Genomic DNA, 19,518 nt, shown 5'->3' with positions numbered 1-19,518 from the left:
TCCTCCTATCCTTCAATATGTATTGCGCCAAATGCACATGCACTCTCACATGCGCCGCACTTGATGCATTTTTCATTGTCGATTACATATGGTTCCTTGATTCTGCCGCTGATAGCACCTACCGGACAATTCCTTGCACACTTAGAGCATCCTTTGCACCGTTCCGGACTGATAATAAACCTGCGAAGCGCCGTACAAGTATGAGATACACACTTTTTGTCTACCACGTGTTCCATATATTCCTCCCGGAACAGCTTAAGCGTACTCATAACGGGAAGCGCTGCACTCTTTCCGAGCCCGCACAGCGCTGTCTCTGTTATCGTCGTCGCGAGCTCTTCCAGAAGATCCAAATCCTCTACTTTGCCATTTCCTGCTACGATTCTCTCCAGAATCTCCAACATGCGCTTGGTTCCTTCTCTACATGGCACGCATTTTCCACAGCTTTCATTCTGGGTAAAATTCATAAAGAATCTTGCCACCTCTACCATACAGGTATGGTTATCCATAACGACAAGACCTCCTGACCCGATCATGGCACCCATTTTTTTCAGAGAGTCAAAGTCCAGGTTTACATCTAAATGCGGAGTAATCAGACAGCCGCCGGACGGGCCGCCTATCTGCACCGCCTTGAATTCGCCGTCCCCTTTGATTCCACCGCCAATGTCATAGATAACTTCGCGCAGTGTCGTTCCCATCGGCACTTCAATCAGTCCCGTATGCTTTACACTTCCTGTCAGGGCAAATGCCTTTGTACCCGGGCTATTCTCCGGCCCAATGCTCTTAAACCAGTCAGCCCCCTCCAATATAATCATCGGCACATTCGCAAAGGTCTCCACATTATTCAAAACGGTTGGCTTACCAAACAAGCCCTGCTCTACTGTACGCGGCGGCTTTACACGCGGCATACCTCTGTTTCCTTCAATGGAGGCCGTCAATGCACTTCCTTCGCCACAGACAAATGCGCCTGCTCCGCGGTTGATATGTAAGTGGAAGCTAAAATCCGTTCCCAGGATATGCTCTCCTAAAAGACCACATTCCTCTGCCTGGGAGATGGCAAGTTTCAAACGGTTGATGGCAAGCGGATATTCCGCGCGCACATAAATATATCCTTCTTTTGCTCCCACCGCATAGGCTCCAATCATCATTCCCTCTATCATCTTATGCGGATCGCCTTCCATGATACTTCTGTCCATGAAAGCTCCCGGGTCTCCCTCGTCCCCGTTACAGACAACATAACGTGTCTTTTCCTTCTGTCTTGCCACCTGAGACCATTTATATCCAGTTGGGAAGCCGCCGCCCCCACGTCCACGGAGATTAGAATCGGAAATTTCTTTTATCACTTCCTCCGGCGTCATTTCAAACAACGCCTTTTCCAATGCCTTATAACCACCTGTAGAAATATATTCCTGAATGTGCTCCGCATCGATATGTCCGCAGTTTTTTAAAACATTTCTAGTCTGTTTCTTATAAAACGGAATATCTTCCTGACGTTTATATTCGATTCCGTCCTGTTTAAAAAGAAGATGGCGGATAGGCTCTCCTTTTTCGATCGTTCTGTGAAAAATTTCATCACAGTCCTCCAACTGTACCTTTGTGTAGAGGATTCCGTGAGGTTCGATCCGCATCAGCGGCCCCATCTCACAAAAGCCATGACAACCGCTTTTTTTCACGCCGATTTCGCCATCTTTATGTATATCTTCCTTTCCATGAGCTATCTCCGCTCCAAAATGCACTTCTACATCTGGATTGTCCTTCACCAGCTCGCACATTCTCTCGAAAATTTTACCAGAACCACCTGCCAGACATCCTGTACCGGCGCAAATCAATATTCTGCATCTGCTGTTTTCTATCTGCGCTTTTGAGGTCTGACAGACCTGTTCAAGCATCTCTCTGTTTTCAATCCTTTCCATAAGCTCAAGCTCCTCTCAATTCATGAATCAACTCTGCCGCTGCGTCCGGAGTCATAGCCGGATATACCTTATCATTGACCGTCAATACCGGCGCCAATCCGCAGGCTCCAAGGCAGGATACAGTCTCTAAGGTAAACATCATATCGTCTGTCGTGACTTTCTCGCTGGATAGTCCCAGTTCACTATAGAGCCGTTCTAATATAGGGATAGATTTACGCACATGACATGCCGTCCCGTCACAGACTTTAATAATGTATTTCCCTTTAGGTTCAAAGGAAAAATTTTCGTAAAACGTTGCTACACTGTATGCTTTCGCTTCATTAATCCCAAGCTTTCCTGCTACATAGTCCAAAAGTTCCGGCGGCAGATAGCGGTATTCTGCCTGAATATCCTGAATAATAGGAATGAGAGATGCCTGTTCGGCTCCATGTTCTGCAATAATCTCATCCGTTTTTTCATAATATGTCTGGTCTAACATTGGAATCCCTCCTTAATTTTATACGTTATAGTTAAAAAATTATCAATTAAAAATAATTATATGGTAAAACTATATAATATTCAATAATTTTCATGTATTTTTTATAGTACATTCTTACTACTCTCACTACTGTTTCTGATTTCTTTGACTTCCAGTCTTTCCTTCTGCAAGAATTGTAAAAAAAGATTCTCTATTTTCTCCTCTGTATATTTAGAAGTAATGCTAAAATAAAACGCATCCTCATAAGAGCAGGAACACATTTGTATCCTGTCTGTACTTGCCATAGCCCCAAATCTTCTGATATATGGCTTATAGCTTTCCTGCATCTCTATTATTCCCATGTTGGAGAATACTCCTGTTACATTTTTACTGCCAAGCTTTGTTCCCCATTTCAGAAAAATATCTTTTATTTTCAGTGGAATGATCCGAAGTAATATATTCTTTTCTAATTTTACATATCGATTCATCCGGGCCGCAACCTGCTCTTTCCGTAAGTCTTGTGCAAAACGGCGTTTTACATGGCGCAGTACATCCGTAAAGGAAGCGCCTTCTCGGAACCGATACTCTATTTCCATCCATCCAAAAAAGTTCGCCATTGATTCCGATGGATAAAATTTTCTTAAATTAACAGGTATCATCAACACAACCGGTCTTCTTTTCTGCTTTGTATGCAAAGACATCGAAATTGACTGTAAAAAGGCAGCCGTCAAATATGCTGTAATCGAAACTCTATACTCTCTCGCTTTGCTTAAAAGCTGTTTAGATGACACCATATATTCGTGAACTCTCATTTTCCCACCCCGCATTTTATCCCCTGTAATTTGAACAGCATGTTCACTCTTTTTTGTCTGTTTTTCCTGTTTTTCAGAAGAATAATATTTTGAAAAGCTGTCCTCCTCCTGTTGCTCTACAGAAGGATATATGTATCTCTCCTCTGATAGATAATGCACAATTTCTAAATATTCCCGCACTATCGCACAGAGAAAGGCAATAGCACCTGTCCCATCTGTCAAAGCATGGAAAATTTCAAGATGAATCTCACATTTACCATATATAATCTGATACAGCAGTGTTTCTTCCTCTTTTATATAAAGCGCCTGGCACGGGGTATCATCCATCTTGCGTATAACCGGAGGCATCTCTGTTTTTTCAAAATAAAACCAGAAGTTTCCTCTTTTCAGCACGCACTGAAACATAGGATAGTGACGTACTGCCGCATCTGCCGCTTTTCTTAACGCATCCTCTTCTATTTCCTCGGTCAGCACGCAAGAAATCTGAAATACACGGCTGTCATTTTTATCTGTAGCCGCCGGAAATGCCAGTGCAGCATTATCCAATTTTCTCCTTCTCTCCTTCATTTTTTATTCCTCCTTTAAAAAAGTGCAAATCAAATGCAGGCTTTCCTTTACATATATATTTTTAATTCCCAATGCAAAATACCCATGGATGGCATCTGGTATGCGTTTTATCTCCACCTGATTTCCTGCTTCTTTTAGTTCTTGTCCGTATCGCTCTCCTTCGTCCCGCAGAGGATCAAATTCCGCTGTCAGAATCAATGTTTTTGGTAGTCCTCTTACGTCTTTTGCAAGTAACGGCGCAAAATACGGATTTTTCCGATCTTTTGATTCCTTTTGATATAAATTCAAATAAGTTTCCATCTTTTCCGCTGTCAAAAGATATTCTTTTCCATTTTCTTTTACAGATAGAAATGGAGAAGTATCTGTATAGTCATTCCAAACTGCCGGATAAATGAGTATCTGACGTTCGGGCATAAAATCTCCTTTCTCTTTTGCCATTAATGTAAGCGCCGCTGTTAGATTTCCTCCAGCGCTGTCTCCAATTACAGTAATATCTTCTGGCTTTATATTTTTCAAAAGTTTTCCGCAAAATAATGCTTCTGCCGCAGTATAGCAGTCTTGCAGCGGAATTGGAAACCGAAACTCTGGTGCCCGCCTGTATCCCACGGAAATCACTAACTGTTGCGTAGAATATGCCATCTGCATACAGATCCGTTCATAAGTTTCTATACTTTCATTCACCCAGCCTCCTCCATGTAAAAACAAGAGTACTTTTCCCTCATACTCTTCTCCACTTTTTTCCATGTCCTTAGAAGCAAAGTAGAGCCTTACTGGAATTTTATAATCTCCATTATAGATTTCTCGATCCAACTTTTTGGCGAGCACCCGAATGGGATCTAATTTTTTTAACTCCGTAATTTTTCTTGCAGTTTCTACGCTCCATTCTGTACTTTCATAAGATAAAATTTGCAGTATTCTTTTTGTTAATTTATTCATTTTTTCTCCTTACGTTCCTATACATTTATAGGATATAAAATAAGCAGGATCCATCAGACATAATGAATCCTGCTTCTGTCAAATCTATCCTGCTGCGGACGTTCTTCCGCAGGATATCCAAACACAAACATTGAAAACGCACTTAAACTTTCAGGTATCTCTAGTATTTCTTCCACCTTTTTCATCCGTTCCTTGCGAGGCGCAACTCCAAGCCATACGCCCCCTAAACCCAAGGCATCTGCCTCCAGCCACATATTTTCCTGGGCAATACTCATATCAATCTGTGCATAATCCGGAAGTTTTGTATCTCTCCGGTAAACAGATACTATCACTGCTGGGGCTTCTGCCGCACATCCTGCATACGGGCTTACCTTCGATAATTGCACCATTTTCTCCTTATCCGTCACTACATAAAATTCCCATGGTTGCTGGTTTTTCGCAGACGGCGCCGCCATTGCTGCCCTTAATAGCTGTTCAATTTTCTCTGGCTCTACTACCTGTTTTTGGTACTTTCTTACGCTGATTCTATGAAAAATTTCTTTCACCGCTTACATACCTCCATTTTTATTTCTGATAAAAGTGAACATAAAACCGGATTCTGACAGAATTCACTTTCTGTCAGTCCATATTCTCCTATTTCTCTTGGATTTTTTACACCTTTTTTCCTATCTCCGTGATAATCAGAGCCTCCAGATATAGCAGGAATACGCCCTTGATAGCGTCGCATAACTTCCCACTAAGCTCTTTCTTTATTTAATTCCCTTGAATTCAAGCTTTCATTGAAGTAACCAAATCATTTACCAGATAAGTATAGACTATAATCCTAATTTCGCCCTACCGATGGATTTCATGGAACGTCTCTGCTGCGGCTTTATTCAAGAAAGCGACAGTACAATATCATTTTTTGCCATAAACTTCGCTTCACTCCAGTCCTTTACATATTCTTTTTCTATTATTAGGTTCAAATCATAAAATGGCGTTTCTGGCACTCTATTACAATTATATGCGCGTATCTCTCAAAGGATTATTATCCACCCGTAATGTAAGAAAAATACCCTAAAACACTTGAAATTCAAGTATTTCAGGGTATCTGACAAGAGGCGCAGACCGGATTTGAACCACTGCACCTACCAAAAAAGCCATATAGGAAGGAGGGTTGCGCCACTTCTGCTATTACTGTACAAGATTTGTACAACTTTTTCATTTTCTTTTATATAGTTTTCAAAACCTGCATTTTTCCTTGTCAGAAAATGTTATTTTTGCTAGAATAAATTAGGCACTATCAGAAAAACGGTAGGCGGTTAGTCCTTCAACAGAGGGACTGAACCCTCTGATTACATAGAAATCTCTGCAAAGAGAAATCTGCGGAAAGGAGGGCAAACTTATGAGTGATTTTGAAATGCTCTCTATTGTATTAATGATACTTAGTATCATTGTAACAATATTAGTCGCATATATAAATCATACAAAAAAGTAACCGCCCCTCGCCCAAAGGATTGCAGTTACTTTTTGTAACAAAAAAATTTGGGACTAACCGCTTATCGGTAGTGCCTTTTTCTATTCTTATTTTAGCAAAACAAACTTATCTTGTCAAACACTGTTCTTTTTAAATTTCCCATTACTTAAAATATATTGTCATTTGGACAGTATGTCATAATATCCTTAACCTTACAATCCAGTATGTTGCACAGCTTTCAAGATACCCATTTATGGCTAATATGCTTCTTTCCATCTACAAGATATTATGTATCTATAAGGAGTGCTGACATGATATCTTATAGCCCTTTCTGGCATACCTTGAAAGCCAAAAATATTACACAATATCAACTAATTAAAAATTATAACGTCTCTGCCGGACAGTTATCCAGAATGAGAGCGAATCAAAATATTTCAACACATACTATAGATATGCTTTGTTCTATTTTAGATTGTAAAGTAGAAGATATTTTAATATATGTTAAAACCGAAAGTCTGTAAATACAGACTTTTTATTATTCAGACAGAACATATGGATTGTTTTTCCAATAATCACTATATCCCCTTGCAATCATAAATTTTAAATAATTATACCCCTCATCTCCGCCTATTACATGTCCATTTATCGGATTGTCTTTATAAAAAATCTGGACTTCATTTGGCAAAAATTCAATATGCGAATAAAGAGAATTTCCAGGCAATATAAAAGTCGCTTTAATAAAATTTGTGTTTGTATCTCTTTTAATAGACATCAACTCCGCTTCTGGTAAAACTATCCCCAATGCTATTTCAATTTCCGTTTCTGACATTTTTTCACTCATTTTTTTATATTTCATAACAGCACCTCCATATTGTCCATTTATGGCTAATATTATTATAGACAATATATGGGTATCATGCAAGTAGGAGGCTATAAGCATGATATCATATACTCCTTTTTGGAAAACCTTACAAATGAAAAATATCAGCCAATATCAGTTAATAAAAGAGTGTGGTATCTCTACCGGACAATTATCTCGTATGCGTTCAAACCAAAACATCTCTACTCATACGATTAATATGTTATGTTCCATTTTAGACTGTAAGGTAGAAGATATTCTGGAATATACCAGTGAGGTCAAGGAACAAGACAAAGCCGATACGCCGTAGGGCAGTCCTTTACCGAACGAACGCTGATTATAACAATACTATTTTAAGAGGACTTGAAAGGTCACAGCCTTGCAAGTCCTCTTGATTAAATGCTATTTTTATATAACTATTACATCTTTTTAAATTATTTGTTATAATACGAAAGAGGTGATGTATATAAAATGGATAAAAACAAGATAGACAAAAAGGCGATTGGAAAAAGAATCAGAAATATTAGGATAAATAATGGCTATACCTCTCAAGAATTTGGAACATTAATTGACGGTTCTTCAAAAAGTAGTGTTAGTGGATGGGAGAATGGTTTCAATCTTCCAAATAAAGCACGACTATTGAAAATAGCGGAAATAGGAAATTGTACTATAGATGAACTATTATATGGCTCTTTTGAAGAGTATGTCGTTTCTACACTGAAATCTATATTGGGAATTGAGTTGAAAACTCCATTCTTGTATTACTTTATAGATAGGTTAAAGAAAAAAAATATAACATATGGAGAAGATACAAAAATATATTTTGAATATAGAGATTTAGGAGTCTTACCAGATAAACTTGGGCTTCGTCCATTAATTTATCAGCCAATATATTTAATGCATAGTGAGTATCCTATATATACAGCTTATTTTTCAGGAAGTGAACAAGAAATTCTATTCTTTTTATATGCTGATATACAGAAAAATTTGCTTCATATTATTCCAAATTTTATGCTTGATACTACTATAAACTATACAAATACTATAATTGGTAATTTAAAAAATCCCGAAAAACTAATAATATTTTTAAAAAATATTTATGAACTAGGTTTTAAGAATACAGCAATTTCTATTATTTCATATACTATCGAATATCTTTCTGACCATAATGGCACAGTAACAAGATATACTCCAAAGGAAAACATTACCTATTTAGAATTTTCTGTAGATGAACAATGTTTTATAGAAAATTCGGTACATAAATCAGATTATAAAATATTTGAGCCTTTCAGAAAAGAACTGATAAAGGAAATATTATACCAGAGAACTTACAATAACATATAATAGTTTATAAAATTTCCATGAACAGAAAAATTTCACCACCCATAAACTTAATAAAGTCAGCCAGTAGAACTGTATCTTGAATACTATACTCTTATTGGCTGACTTTACATTTTTATTGAAGCGTAAATTGCTCTGCTTCTACTAACTCATTTTTTAGGGACTCATAATATTCATTAAATTGTCCTTCTCATTTTTCTCCGCCTTTAGTCCATATTAAATAAAAATATCACCTTCGCAACCACTCATTTTCTAATTATAATTTTATAATTTATATATAGAGTGTTATTTTTTTATATTATTTTATATTATTTTCTATTTTTTATCATTTTTTTCATATAATCTGATTATTATGCCCCAACTTCGTCATGTACGATATTAGTTCGATTTTTCTATTGACATATTGTTTGTGATAAAGTAATATATTTATAGACCATGGTTCGATAACTGTTCGATTTTCACTGCTGACCTATCGGCATATCGGGGAGAAAGAGGTTTACAACATGGAAATTTGTTTAAGAAAAGAACTTGTAACCGACGCACTTGGAGAACTTCGCTATTTAGGCGCTGATTTCACCTATTATTATGATGATAAGTTGAAAAGGAGAACAGAACAGATAACCGCCCTCACTGTTCATTTAGGAAGTGCAAGACTTGGTAATAGTATTGATATTCGCGTAAAATCAATGGAGCTTCCAAAGATTCCGCCTTATTCTTTCGTTGAGCTTGATGGACTTGTCTATAGACCTTATGCCATTAAGGTGGGCGAGCGCGGAGAATTAAAGGAGTATTTTGAGTGTGATAATATTCGGGCTATCCCAAATAAAGCTTCATAAATACTTCCTTTTTCTTGTTTGCTTTGCTCGGCACAATAGTGCAAAGAGCAAGAAGCAAACAAGAAAAAGGGAAGAAAGAAAGGAAAATATCATATGCTCAATCATTGTATTGAAGAACCCCCCTCTACTAACAGGGGGGTTCAACGGCAAAATATAGACACTGATTATCTATCCAGTTGTATAGATTGGTGTCAGATTACATTAAAGGGAACGCACTCTTTGGAAACAGTCATTGAATCTATACTCAAAATCCCTCTTGACCTAATGCTTGGCGATATTCCAATGAAAGGTTTTTCAGGACATAGGGTAATAGCTGGTTTTGGCAATATTAAAGTAGCTGTTCCAACAGGTAAAAATTCATACGACGGTTATCAGCTTCTGATGTCAGGAAGTGGGTGCAGGGATTATGAATATTTTCTAAAAGCAAATAACGAAACTTGGATTGACTTTTTCCAGAGGGTAAAAACATATGACATAAATTTCCCTCGAATCGACTTAGCAATCGACGATCGTAAAACATATTTAAAGGTCAGAGATTTAATAAAACTTTGTAAAGAGAATCTTATTTCAAGTAAATTTAAAGTAACTACTTCATATTCTAGTCAGACACATACAGAAGATGAAACACTTTCTTGCGGAGACACGCTATATCTTGGCAGTAGCAGTAGTGAAATTCGTATCGTCTTTTATGAAAAAGGATATGAACAGGCTAAAAAATATAACATAGAATCACCCATTGACTGGAACAGGTACGAAATTCGTTTCCGCAATGACTCCGCGAGGAAAGTCATTGATGAACTTTGTTCGCACAATAATATTGCAGTTGTAGCCTGTGGGATTTTAAAAGACAAAGTACGTTTTCTTGAACTTCCTGCCGATAAAAGCCAGTCACGAAAAAGACTTTTCCCTACCTATCCGGCATGGGAAGAATTTATAAATAATATCCAGAAGATAAAATTAAGCATGAATCCAAATCCAATTGATGAATATTTAGAAAGAAATCGGGCATGGCTGATTAAAAATGTTGCCCCCAGTATAAAAATGCAGATAATATGGGACGAAATGACAACGCCGGAACATGGCATATTAGATGAAATAGAAAATACAAAATTAAACACCAAACAGTTATTAGCGCTAGAGACATTTAAAATACATCAATCATTTAAAAAATCAAATCTGAATAAAACTCCATTTAATCATTAACTATTTCCAACACTTAATTTAAAACCATAGAACAAATACAGAAAATTTTTATCAACTACTATTAAACGAAAGGGGGAGGACTATATCTTATCAGCGAAGATAAGCCAGTATGTTCTATGTCCACATATATTATACCGGAATTAACAAACGACCAAAAGCAATTGCATACTTCTATTATGTACTTGCAATTGTATATTACAAATGCTAAACTTTCTACAGCAGAAATGGCGCATTACATAGAAATGACTAAAAAACAAAAGGAGAGATTAGTAAAAGAAATCTATTTTAAAAACAAGCGCAAAAAAGAATTTTATACCTGTGCTGATGGACGTGTGAAGTCATACAATCCTCAGTTTATTGCCCCAGACGAAGAAAGTTTAATCAATAAGCTGTATGATTTCTATTTTTGCAATACATTCAAAGCAGTTTATAAAGACTGGCTGAAATATCGCGCAGACACTAAAATTGTGTCAGGGAAAACCATTGAAGAAGATATAGGGATATGGACTCGCTTTATCGAACACTCTGAACTTTCCAACATGCAGGTCATAGATATAAAACCAAAACATGTTATGAAGCTGTTTGACGAGTGGACTGGTAATGGAAGAATTACCCGTAAAGATTTTAATAACCGCAAAGCTGTATTAAATGGTATTTTCAGCTATGCTGTGTTAAATGAATTAATAGACTTCAATCCTGTACTCTCACTTTCCTGCAATCATTTAAGATTCAGATTACCCACCGCAGAAAAGAAAGCCTATACTATAGCGGAGCGTGAAGCATTACTGGCTTATTTAAAAACACTTGAGCCTGACGCATATATTCTTGCAATCATGTTAGCCTTTTACGGCGTATTCAGGATTGGGGAGATTAAAGCACTCACATGGGATAAAACAGATTCAGGCATGATAACAATTCAGCACCAGCTTGTAGAAGAACGCACTTTACAGAATGATATGACATTAGGTAAGCCCAAACGTGTATTGAAAAACCCAAAGGGAAATCCTGTATATAGTATCCGCACCGAAATGCTCCCTCACGAAGGAATACAGGTACTGGAAAAGATGAAGTCATTAAACCCTGACGGCGAGTATCTCTTTATGTTCAACGGCAGACCTCTTACTACAGAAACATTTAACCGCCGTTTAAAGAAGTATTGTACCGCTACAGGCATCCCTTATCTGTCAAGCCATAAAATACGTTTTACAAGCGCATCCATGCTTTACAATGCAGGAATGAAAGCAATCGACATACAACCGCTTTTGGGACACTCTACACTCACTATGACCGAACATTATATAGGACAGCGCGTTGTTGAGCGTGACACTTCCCAAATGTCCCAAATATTAACATAAACAGCGTATTTGCGGACTGTACAGCTTTGTACAATGAAATAAAAAAGAAAAACACCCCGAAATGCTTGAAAATCAAGCATTTCAGGGTATCTGACAAGAGGCGCAGACCGGATTTGAACCGGTGAATCAGGGTGTTGCAGACCCACGCCTTACCACTTGGCTACTGCGCCTTGGTGGAATACTAAGCAACCGTCCTTTTGGTTGCTTACGTACATACCATGCAGGATTCTTGGTGAGGTTTCTCACGAATCTTAGAATCCAGTATTGTTGTGAGCACTTAGTGTCTATTTTTCAGGCACTTACATGCGCACTACATCGTCACGTCAGTGAGATTGCTCAGACTTACCGGACGATAATGACTCCGACGGGAATCGAACCCGTGTTACCGCCGTGAAAGGGCGATGTCTTAACCGCTTGACCACGGAGCCTTAAAATGGTCACCACTTTCGCAGTGACCGTTTTTTATATTAGCATATATACTTCTCTTTTGCAAGCCTTTTTTCCAAGTTTCTCCCGAAAATTGTAACAGTTTAGTCCGCGCCATTCGTAAAACCGCACTACGTGCTTATCGTGGCTGCCGCCACCGTTTTACTCATGGCGATCCAGATACATAGACATTACAAGACCGGTTTCCGCATCAAAATCTATTTCACAGCCATTGAAGTAGCTGTCTGCCGCATACCAGTTATACATATGCATATAATCTCCCTCATAGACATCCTCACAAGCTCCATAAGCGGCTGTCACATCTTCTTTTGTACTTCCTATCTGGATACCACCTGGGAAGATAACAGTCATTCCTCCGTTTTCCACACCATAATCATCTACAGAAATCCCACCGATTAGGCAGTCTTTTAACTCTTTCGCTTCTCCAGAGGTATTGATAGCGTCAACCATAATTTCATTTCCATTTGCATCCATAAAATATGCCAATTCGTATTCGTCTGCATTTACCACATAATTTTCCGGCGTATAGCTGCTGTTCAAGGTTAATCCTGCCGCTTCTATATCTGCAAATTCACATGGAAGTGTAATAACTGTATCATTGATCTGAACCGTATAACTGTCCCAGCTTTCTCCAAGTTCTTCACTCTGTTTAGCCGCTGATGCCTCTTTTTTAGTATCTTTGCTGTCTTCTTCATCATCTATATCCGCATCAGAATCGGAAACGGCCTCTTTCACCTCATTCGGAACAGTAATTTCATCTACACTATCATATTCTGCATAAGTCATCTCTATAAAATAATCAGATACTTCTACATCCTCTCCGGATTCTTCCAGTATAGACTCCATAACCTCCTTCATATCTATATTCAATCGTGCCGGAAGTATTGAATCTTTATAAACTTCTACAGTGCACGGAATCGTCACATCTGCCATCACACCCTCATCCGCCAAAACATCCAGGCCGAAGGAACTCATCATTTCCTCATCCATCAAACTAGTCAGTGTATCCCCTTTAATGTCCCCAGTCAATTCAAAACACTCTTCTCCCTCTATCTCTGTCAGGTCCTTCGACAGTTCAAAATCATCCGCCGCATCTTTCAGACCGCCAAACATATTGTCATTCAGTACGTCCACTTCACTTTCGTCCATTTCCGTCTTCGACCATTCATTTTCAACCATACTGTAGGATAGATACTTATCGTCTTCCTTAATCGAATATCCTTCTACCTCTGTATTCATATCTGTTCCGCTGACACCAATTGAAACATTCCCTTTCAGGTGCGCCGCTTCTGGCTTTTGAGTTGCTTCCACCTCCAGCTTCATACTTATTTCCATACTATCTGTGCCGTCTGTCAGAGACGCTTCCATATTCATGTTACAGAGTACAGACTCCACATCCTCCATGTTTTTCGACATGTCATTAAATAAATTCTCCGGTGTCGCCTTTGTTCCGCAGCCAGACACTATAGCTGCCGTCATCACCGCAACAATTCCTGCCGCTGCAACTCTTTTGCTGTTCTTTTTCATACTTCTTTCTCTCCTTTTCCTTTATTGATTCCTTAAATATATCACTCCTATCCAATAAGAACCACTTAATTCAGCGCTGTCATATTGGGTGATAACCTGTTCTGAAAACTGTATTTTCCTCCGCAATGATTTCTTCTACGACATCCTTTCATATAAAATACCCTTCAGCGTCTGTCAAAGTTACAGTTTTTCATAAAAATATTCCACGATTAAATCTACCATCCTATCGTAGCTGTGTACACCGTCCTCCTGTCCGTTCGCCTTGAGATATGTATCATTTACCTGATTTGCCACTTCCGCCACTGTGCCGTCGTACACCTCCCAGAACACATTGTTCGCCGCTAAATCCGGTTCCGCCGCCACGGACAGCGTTGCTCTTGTCTCCTGCCATCTCTCCGGAGATACATCGTAAAGAGTGTTCATGCAATACACCCATCCAGATAAATATCCGCTGTATTGAAACTCTATACTCTCATACTCTGTACATGCCAAAAATGCAATAAAATTTGCTTCCTGTTCCTGCATAAATCCCCGCAAATGAGAAAGCTCATGGCAGAGCGTAAATGGTATATTGTATGCAGTCATATCTTCATTATAATTAGCTTCTATTGTAAAAGGCAGATAAATTCCCGTCAATCCTTGATAAGACAAAAGCTCCGATACCACCAATCCTTTGGGCTGGGGATAATATCCTTTCAGACAGGCAAACTCTTCACCCAGCTTCTCCATTGCTAACACTGCCTCCCTACGGACTGTATCTGATTTTGTTCCTCCTTCCGTGCCGCCCTTTCCTGTATCAGCCCCATTTTCAAAACACAGCAGACCACTGCTGTCTCTTTTTACCTGTTCCGCCCTTTCATTAACCTCTTCAGTCAACCATATACAGGTTTCTTCTAATTCCTCTTCTGTATAGGGTGCCGTACTAATTCCGGCCTCCTCCGAAAAGGAATTTCTGTGATAATTTATACCACAGCCTGCGACATAAAGAAACACAAGAATACCCAGTGCTAGAAATACTCTAGAAAACCACTCATAAAAGGCCTCTCCCTTTTTTCTGCCTTTGTATATTTTCCATATCATTTGAATAAAAGAAAGCAAAAACAGTAGCAGCAATGAGTAAATCAAAACTTCTGACACAGAAAACGGAATTATTCCGCTTACTCTCCCCATAGACGCCACCAACAATGGATATATATGTACGGAATACCACTGTGCCATCTGGGGTTCTTTTGCCGCCCATACGGTAAGAATTCCACTCACTACTAAAAAAATACCGGCAGAAATCACATATATATCATATCTACTGTATTTTTTGTCTCTGTCCTTCTTTATACAGTTTTTCTTTTCCCGTCTGTTTCTCATAGTATTTATCTAAACGCTTAAAGTCTTTCTACAAATATTATTGTTATCATTTTATCATACATTTACTTATATAGGAAGTAATATTCTTACAATTACCTCCTACAATGTAACCGTTCAGCCCGCGCCATTCGTAAAACCGCACTGCGTGCTTATCGTGGCTGCCGCCACCGTTTTACTCATTGATGGGCGCTTAAGCTCATACAGATGTACGCTCGCAAAAACATGCAAGCATGTTTTATGCTTCCCGCACCCTGTATGGCTGAACTGTTACCCTATAATAATTGTCAATGAAAAAAAGACCAAACTCACATTTTGTAAGCGGTCTTTTCATATTTGTATTCCAATCTTATAATGGAGAATACGAGATTCGAACTCGTGACCTCCTGCTTGCAAGGCAGGCGCTCTCCCAACTGAGCTAATCCCCCGCATAGCTACTTTTACACAGCTTTGATAGAATATCATATAACAAGGGTTCTTGTCAATATACTATCATTAATTTTTGTTTTTTATATATTTCCTGCCTCTAAAACGACAGCAATTTACTAAGTAAAATATTCTTTTCATACAGAAATGTAAGAATCGAACTCTTTTCAATCATTTCAAAGCATGCCGTTCCTGCGGCAGTCGAGTAGCAAACTGTTAAAATCAAAAAACCAAGCCACACGATAAGCAGAGCAATAAAGACTCCCAACACAGCGCCGCCCAAATGATTGAAAAATCCGATAACCGGAAGCTCTCCAATAATATTCACAGCAACCATCAACGCCTTTACTATAATGATTGCCAATAAAAACGTCACGAGGAAAGAGAGAATCCTCACTGCCAGCCTGGATATAAACGCTGCCACATATTCAGGAAAGGTAGTAACTCCCAGTTCATCATAAATCGTGGCATTATTGTTTTCTATTAATGCATTTTTTAAAAATTCTGGAATCGGGGCATCTTCAATTTCCCGAATCTGAATGTCCTTTGGAATCTCCCCAACGACACTTAAGATATCCTGCGGAGTAATCCCCAGCATATCCCAATCCAAATCATTTAATTCCTGTATTTCATCTGGATTCAAGCCTTCCAGGGGCGTGCCGCTTAAATCCGCGCTGCCTAACTCTTCTGTAGAAATCTCCGGCATAAATGCTTCTACAACCTTTTTTTCTATCAGTTCATTGACCGGTGTATATTTCTGGAGTGCGTCTGCCACATAAGGCGACAAAACAATCACTATAACAATAGTCAAAACAGTAGAAAGCAAGGACAATCCAATCTTGAAAAATCCTCGGATGTATCCTACTACAACACTCACCAAAAATATAACTCCTACAATGATCAACAGCCAATTATCCATATGTTCTCCTACTTTGTCAGGTAAATTACGCGCAGTCCATTCGCGCTCATCACATAGTATCTGTTTAGTCCCCATGCACGGGTGATTTCCAGCACATCCACCTTTAAATCTCCCTGAAACTTCAAAATTCCTGTATCTGTAATAATACAACATTTTGAACCTTCATACAGAATAATTTCGTCTCCGTCCATCTTTACATTGCTGTATTCCCCAGTAAATCCCCGGTTCATCACCTGTTTACCTGTTTTATCGTAAAGACGAACTTCATAGCCTGATTTTTCATTATTTAAAAGTACAAATCCAATATACTTGTCTGTATGAAAGACACTTTTTATCTCCTGCTTTAGCTCTACTTCTTTCTTCTTTTCCGGAATCTCTGCACCTTCGTAGATAACAAAGGAATGATCTCCTACTACCACTGATCGGTCATTCTCCATAAAAAATATTTCTCCAACAACCGTATCTGCATATTCTTGTGCACTTACCTCATTATCTGCTTTTGCTTTTCCTGTCTCGCCAAAATTATAATATACAACCCTGGATTTCAACACAGCTCCATTTACAGATAAATAGGAAACAGCAAGGAGTGTTCCGTCGTCCGAGATTTCCAGCGCCGTGGGATACCCGGCATTTCCCACGGTCACCTGATGCTCGACTAATATATTTCCCGTAGCATCATACGCCATCACCATCGGTGTATTCTCATTTTTCAAAAGAACACCGACAATTCCTTGATCAGATAACGTAATCTTTTCAATCGGAAGATTCGTCTCCACTTCTCCTTTTAGTCCCTTCTCGGTAAAAACCAAAATAGTGTTCCCCCCAATATCCGCAACTGCAAATGTATCTCCATTTACATCAATTACAGGATTCTGAAACTGTGCAGGCTGAATCCATTGTTCTTCATTTTTATGGTTCAACAGCACAACGCCGTCCCGATTATAGCGGACCAGCCCGTCTGCAAATACTGCATACCGATTACTATCGGAGGTTTCCTGTATATATTCTGCCGCTGTCCGCGCTGTCCCATACGCTTTGTTTTTCAGCAGCAAAATAGTACCAATCACAGCAAGAACTATCAGTCCGGTTATCACGACTATTTTTTTTATTTTTTCTCTGCGGTGCTTTTTCTCCCTTTTTTTTATTTCCTCCACATCCGGAGCCTTTACCGCCCGTAGATATGGGTTTTTCTTTTGCGCCATACAACTCCCCTTAATTTCTGCCTTTCATCTTTTCCACACGATTATAACATCATTTCAAGGTAATAGCAATTTCTGGCCCACGTAAATCAGATTTCCATCTGTGATTCCATTCATCTTGCATATCGATTCTACATGATTTACATCGCCGTACATCTTTTTGCTGATAATTGCCAACGTATCACCCTCTTCCACTATATAGACCCCGTCACTTCCGTTTTCGCCAGATTGTACTTTCACGTCTTCGCTGCCTCCCTGCTTGTCCTCATTCTCCGTTTTTGCCTCCAAAGCCTGTCCATCTTCCTGTTCTGTGTCCTGAGCTGACGCGTCCTGCTGCGTGTCCGTCTGTTTTGTTTCCTCCCCTGTCACTGCAGTTACACTGCCGCTTGTCTCCTGCGTCTCAACGGAACTCGTATCAGAAGATGTCACATCGGCTAAGTTATTCAGCGTAGTCTGTACAGATTTCATCTTATCGAAATTATTTACCATTGTAACTCCCATGATAATCACTACAAGAACCAGACACGCACTCACTGCATAGATCATACGGTTTGTTTTTTTCTGTTGCTGCTTTTCTTCCCTGCTTCTAACCAGACTACGAAAGTCCTTTGCAGCTCTATCCTCAACAGTTTCCGAGGCACACACCCCATTTTTCTTTCTTGCAGAAATCATATAATTCTGCATGCAGGGGTTTTTCTCGTAATAAGTATAATGTCCGCCTATCTCCATAAGATCATTGAGCTTATGAACATAATAAACCTCATCTTTCTCCACCGGATCTTTCATAATAAATATGGTATTTTTCTTCGGAAACGATTTTTTATGTAACTTTATCGTGCTGTGTTCCGGCGTCAGAGGCACGCCCGCATGAGCCACAAACCAGCCAAGCATTTCCCCATCCTCAAAATACTGCTTACAATCTTCATATGCCTTTTTCCAAGTATCCTCATCAATTACATAGTCTTTTCCCGAAAGCTTCAGATCGTGTATACGTACCGCCCCGTATATATACACATATTCATCTTCTTCTGTCTTCTGCATATCTCCTATAAGAAATGCTCCTACAGGCCCTTCCTCTGCTTTCTCACATAACTGTGTAAAAAATGTATCTACATAATCCTCCACATAAATCTTCGGACTGTCACTGACATTCCCAATCTGCCGCACATTTTTTGGAATCTGTCTCTCCATTATACTCACCTCTGTTTAAATTTTTTCTTAGCATAGCATACAAAAACAGGCTGATTTTAGCAGTTGCTGTCAGGTAAGTTCGACAAATTCAAAAAATACCCATTTTGCACGCTGGAAAGAGTGATTCCCTCATTGTATCCGTTTTTCTTTTCATGTATAATAAGGAAAACTATGAATGTTTTTGAGGAGAAAAGATGATCAGACTGCATAATAATCTACTTAAAAACCTGCACAGAGAGGCAGTACAAAAACACGAAAATCTAAAACGCGACTGGGGTGAAGAATTCTATGAATGTATCAAAGACATTGCGGAACATCCCGTCGTATTACGTATGAAGCTATATCCCCATCATGGCCAGACGAACTGTTATCAGCACTGCCTCCATGTGGCCTTTTATAATTACCAGTGGTGCCGTTTCTTTCATTTGGACGCCTCTTCTGCGGCGCGGGCGGGAATGCTCCATGATTTATTTCTCTACGACTGGCATACTCATGCAAAGAAGACAGGAAATCATTTCCACGGCCTTACCCATCCAAAGACGGCCTATAAGCACGCCAGGAAATTTTTTCATCTAAACCATATAGAAAAAGATATTATCCTGCATCATATGTGGCCGGTCACACTTTTTGCATTCCCCAGAACAAAGGAAGGATGGATCACCACATTGACAGATAAATACTGTGGCCTGCTGGAATCGTCCCGCAGGTAGCCAAAAAC

General features: G+C 39.1%; 19 protein-coding genes and 3 tRNA genes. 7 read left to right on the top strand and 15 right to left on the bottom strand.

What is annotated here, in order from left to right:
* Nucleotides 1-5: 5 nt before the first annotated feature.
* From nuoF to H8S37_RS10095, 6 genes are all read right to left on the bottom strand, one after another.
* Complete coding sequence (gene nuoF, locus H8S37_RS10120; RefSeq protein WP_186875945.1) at nt 6-1,910, bottom strand: NADH-quinone oxidoreductase subunit NuoF; 1,905 nt, start codon at nt 1,908-1,910, stop codon at nt 6-8.
* Nucleotides 1,911-1,914: 4 nt separating this feature from the next.
* Nucleotides 1,915-2,388 (bottom strand): complex I 24 kDa subunit family protein, encoded by a 474-nt coding sequence (locus H8S37_RS10115; RefSeq protein ID WP_186875944.1) that lies wholly within the window; start codon nt 2,386-2,388, stop codon nt 1,915-1,917.
* Nucleotides 2,389-2,489: 101 nt separating this feature from the next.
* Nucleotides 2,490-3,746, bottom strand: coding sequence for a phthiocerol/phthiodiolone dimycocerosyl transferase family protein (locus H8S37_RS10110; RefSeq protein WP_186875943.1), 1,257 nt, complete (start codon nt 3,744-3,746; stop codon nt 2,490-2,492).
* Nucleotides 3,747-3,749: 3 nt separating this feature from the next.
* The gene (locus tag H8S37_RS10105; protein ID WP_186875942.1) at nt 3,750-4,682 is read right to left on the bottom strand and encodes an alpha/beta hydrolase; all 933 of its coding nucleotides are present in this window, start codon (nt 4,680-4,682) and stop codon (nt 3,750-3,752) included.
* 53 nt (nt 4,683-4,735) lie between these two features.
* On the bottom strand, nt 4,736-5,227 hold the full coding sequence (locus H8S37_RS10100) for a nitroreductase family protein (protein ID WP_186875941.1): 492 nt from the start codon (nt 5,225-5,227) through the stop codon (nt 4,736-4,738).
* Nucleotides 5,224-5,409, bottom strand: coding sequence for a hypothetical protein (locus tag H8S37_RS10095; RefSeq protein ID WP_186876494.1), 186 nt, complete (start codon nt 5,407-5,409; stop codon nt 5,224-5,226). The genes H8S37_RS10100 and H8S37_RS10095 overlap by 4 nt, the downstream gene beginning before the upstream one ends.
* Nucleotides 5,410-6,362: 953 nt before the next feature.
* Here H8S37_RS10095 and H8S37_RS17645 point away from each other — a divergent pair.
* Nucleotides 6,363-6,659, top strand: coding sequence for a helix-turn-helix domain-containing protein (locus tag H8S37_RS17645; protein ID WP_334298554.1), 297 nt, complete (start codon nt 6,363-6,365; stop codon nt 6,657-6,659).
* Between the two features lie 14 nt (nt 6,660-6,673).
* Here the strand turns inward: H8S37_RS17645 and H8S37_RS10085 are convergent, their stop codons facing one another.
* Nucleotides 6,674-6,994: a hypothetical protein gene (locus tag H8S37_RS10085; RefSeq protein ID WP_186875939.1), complete on the bottom strand. Its 321-nt coding sequence runs from the start codon at nt 6,992-6,994 to the stop codon at nt 6,674-6,676.
* 82 nt (nt 6,995-7,076) lie between these two features.
* Between H8S37_RS10085 and H8S37_RS10080 the strand changes: the two genes are divergently transcribed.
* From H8S37_RS10080 to H8S37_RS10060, 5 genes are all read left to right on the top strand, one after another.
* The gene (locus H8S37_RS10080; protein WP_186875938.1) at nt 7,077-7,307 is read left to right on the top strand and encodes a helix-turn-helix domain-containing protein; all 231 of its coding nucleotides are present in this window, start codon (nt 7,077-7,079) and stop codon (nt 7,305-7,307) included.
* 161 nt (nt 7,308-7,468) lie between these two features.
* Nucleotides 7,469-8,341, top strand: coding sequence for a helix-turn-helix domain-containing protein (locus tag H8S37_RS10075; RefSeq protein WP_186875937.1), 873 nt, complete (start codon nt 7,469-7,471; stop codon nt 8,339-8,341).
* A 500-nt stretch (nt 8,342-8,841) separates the two neighbouring features.
* Entirely contained in the window at nt 8,842-9,174 is a 333-nt protein-coding gene (locus H8S37_RS10070) for a hypothetical protein (protein WP_186875936.1), read from the top strand.
* Between the two features lie 108 nt (nt 9,175-9,282).
* The gene (locus H8S37_RS10065) at nt 9,283-10,377 is read left to right on the top strand and encodes a replication initiation factor domain-containing protein (protein WP_334298557.1); all 1,095 of its coding nucleotides are present in this window, start codon (nt 9,283-9,285) and stop codon (nt 10,375-10,377) included.
* Nucleotides 10,378-10,493: 116 nt separating this feature from the next.
* Nucleotides 10,494-11,732, top strand: coding sequence for a tyrosine-type recombinase/integrase (locus tag H8S37_RS10060; RefSeq protein ID WP_186875934.1), 1,239 nt, complete (start codon nt 10,494-10,496; stop codon nt 11,730-11,732).
* A gap of 98 nt (nt 11,733-11,830) precedes the next feature.
* On the opposite strand, the gene H8S37_RS10055 is transcribed toward H8S37_RS10060, so the two are convergent.
* The 8 genes from H8S37_RS10055 to H8S37_RS10020 form a co-directional block, all read right to left on the bottom strand.
* Nucleotides 11,831-11,902 (bottom strand) — tRNA-Cys (locus H8S37_RS10055).
* A 186-nt stretch (nt 11,903-12,088) separates the two neighbouring features.
* Nucleotides 12,089-12,160, bottom strand: a tRNA-Glu gene (locus H8S37_RS10050).
* 160 nt (nt 12,161-12,320) lie between these two features.
* On the bottom strand, nt 12,321-13,706 hold the full coding sequence (locus H8S37_RS10045; RefSeq protein ID WP_186875933.1) for a DUF6612 family protein: 1,386 nt from the start codon (nt 13,704-13,706) through the stop codon (nt 12,321-12,323).
* A 180-nt stretch (nt 13,707-13,886) separates the two neighbouring features.
* Nucleotides 13,887-15,068 carry a DUF3810 domain-containing protein gene (locus tag H8S37_RS10040; RefSeq protein WP_186875932.1) on the bottom strand — a complete coding sequence of 394 codons (1,182 nt, stop codon included), beginning with the start codon at nt 15,066-15,068 and terminating at the stop codon, nt 13,887-13,889.
* A 352-nt stretch (nt 15,069-15,420) separates the two neighbouring features.
* Nucleotides 15,421-15,493 (bottom strand) — tRNA-Ala (locus tag H8S37_RS10035).
* A gap of 98 nt (nt 15,494-15,591) precedes the next feature.
* Nucleotides 15,592-16,410: a CvpA family protein gene (locus H8S37_RS10030; RefSeq protein ID WP_186875931.1), complete on the bottom strand. Its 819-nt coding sequence runs from the start codon at nt 16,408-16,410 to the stop codon at nt 15,592-15,594.
* An 8-nt stretch (nt 16,411-16,418) separates the two neighbouring features.
* Nucleotides 16,419-17,612: a DUF5711 family protein gene (locus H8S37_RS10025; RefSeq protein ID WP_186875930.1), complete on the bottom strand. Its 1,194-nt coding sequence runs from the start codon at nt 17,610-17,612 to the stop codon at nt 16,419-16,421.
* A 54-nt stretch (nt 17,613-17,666) separates the two neighbouring features.
* Nucleotides 17,667-18,800, bottom strand: a complete 1,134-nt coding sequence (locus H8S37_RS10020) for a LysM peptidoglycan-binding domain-containing protein (protein WP_186875929.1) — start codon at nt 18,798-18,800, stop codon at nt 17,667-17,669.
* Between the two features lie 194 nt (nt 18,801-18,994).
* Here H8S37_RS10020 and H8S37_RS10015 point away from each other — a divergent pair, with 194 nt between their 5' ends.
* Nucleotides 18,995-19,510 (top strand): HD domain-containing protein, encoded by a 516-nt coding sequence (locus tag H8S37_RS10015; protein ID WP_186875928.1) that lies wholly within the window; start codon nt 18,995-18,997, stop codon nt 19,508-19,510.
* Nucleotides 19,511-19,518: the final 8 nt, after the last annotated feature.

Source organism: Mediterraneibacter hominis (assembly GCF_014287475.1).
Lineage (GTDB): Bacteria > Bacillota > Clostridia > Lachnospirales > Lachnospiraceae > Mediterraneibacter > Mediterraneibacter hominis.
This window is presented reverse-complemented; position numbering and strand designations above follow the sequence as displayed.

Coding starts and splice junctions, on each gene's coding strand:
- H8S37_RS10040 (WP_186875932.1), bottom strand. CDS start 15,068: ATGAGAAACAGACGGGAAAAGAAAAACTGTATAAAGAAGGACAGAGAC.
- H8S37_RS10025 (WP_186875930.1), bottom strand. CDS start 17,612: ATGGCGCAAAAGAAAAACCCATATCTACGGGCGGTAAAGGCTCCGGAT.
- nuoF (WP_186875945.1), bottom strand. CDS start 1,910: ATGGAAAGGATTGAAAACAGAGAGATGCTTGAACAGGTCTGTCAGACC.
- H8S37_RS17645 (WP_334298554.1), top strand. CDS start 6,363: ATGTTGCACAGCTTTCAAGATACCCATTTATGGCTAATATGCTTCTTT.
- H8S37_RS10060 (WP_186875934.1), top strand. CDS start 10,494: ATGTCCACATATATTATACCGGAATTAACAAACGACCAAAAGCAATTG.
- H8S37_RS10080 (WP_186875938.1), top strand. CDS start 7,077: ATGATATCATATACTCCTTTTTGGAAAACCTTACAAATGAAAAATATC.
- H8S37_RS10070 (WP_186875936.1), top strand. CDS start 8,842: ATGGAAATTTGTTTAAGAAAAGAACTTGTAACCGACGCACTTGGAGAA.
- H8S37_RS10110 (WP_186875943.1), bottom strand. CDS start 3,746: ATGAAGGAGAGAAGGAGAAAATTGGATAATGCTGCACTGGCATTTCCG.
- H8S37_RS10115 (WP_186875944.1), bottom strand. CDS start 2,388: ATGTTAGACCAGACATATTATGAAAAAACGGATGAGATTATTGCAGAA.
- H8S37_RS10045 (WP_186875933.1), bottom strand. CDS start 13,706: ATGAAAAAGAACAGCAAAAGAGTTGCAGCGGCAGGAATTGTTGCGGTG.
- H8S37_RS10075 (WP_186875937.1), top strand. CDS start 7,469: ATGGATAAAAACAAGATAGACAAAAAGGCGATTGGAAAAAGAATCAGA.
- H8S37_RS10095 (WP_186876494.1), bottom strand. CDS start 5,409: ATGCGACGCTATCAAGGGCGTATTCCTGCTATATCTGGAGGCTCTGAT.
- H8S37_RS10015 (WP_186875928.1), top strand. CDS start 18,995: ATGATCAGACTGCATAATAATCTACTTAAAAACCTGCACAGAGAGGCA.
- H8S37_RS10020 (WP_186875929.1), bottom strand. CDS start 18,800: ATGGAGAGACAGATTCCAAAAAATGTGCGGCAGATTGGGAATGTCAGT.
- H8S37_RS10030 (WP_186875931.1), bottom strand. CDS start 16,410: ATGGATAATTGGCTGTTGATCATTGTAGGAGTTATATTTTTGGTGAGT.
- H8S37_RS10085 (WP_186875939.1), bottom strand. CDS start 6,994: ATGAAATATAAAAAAATGAGTGAAAAAATGTCAGAAACGGAAATTGAA.
- H8S37_RS10105 (WP_186875942.1), bottom strand. CDS start 4,682: ATGAATAAATTAACAAAAAGAATACTGCAAATTTTATCTTATGAAAGT.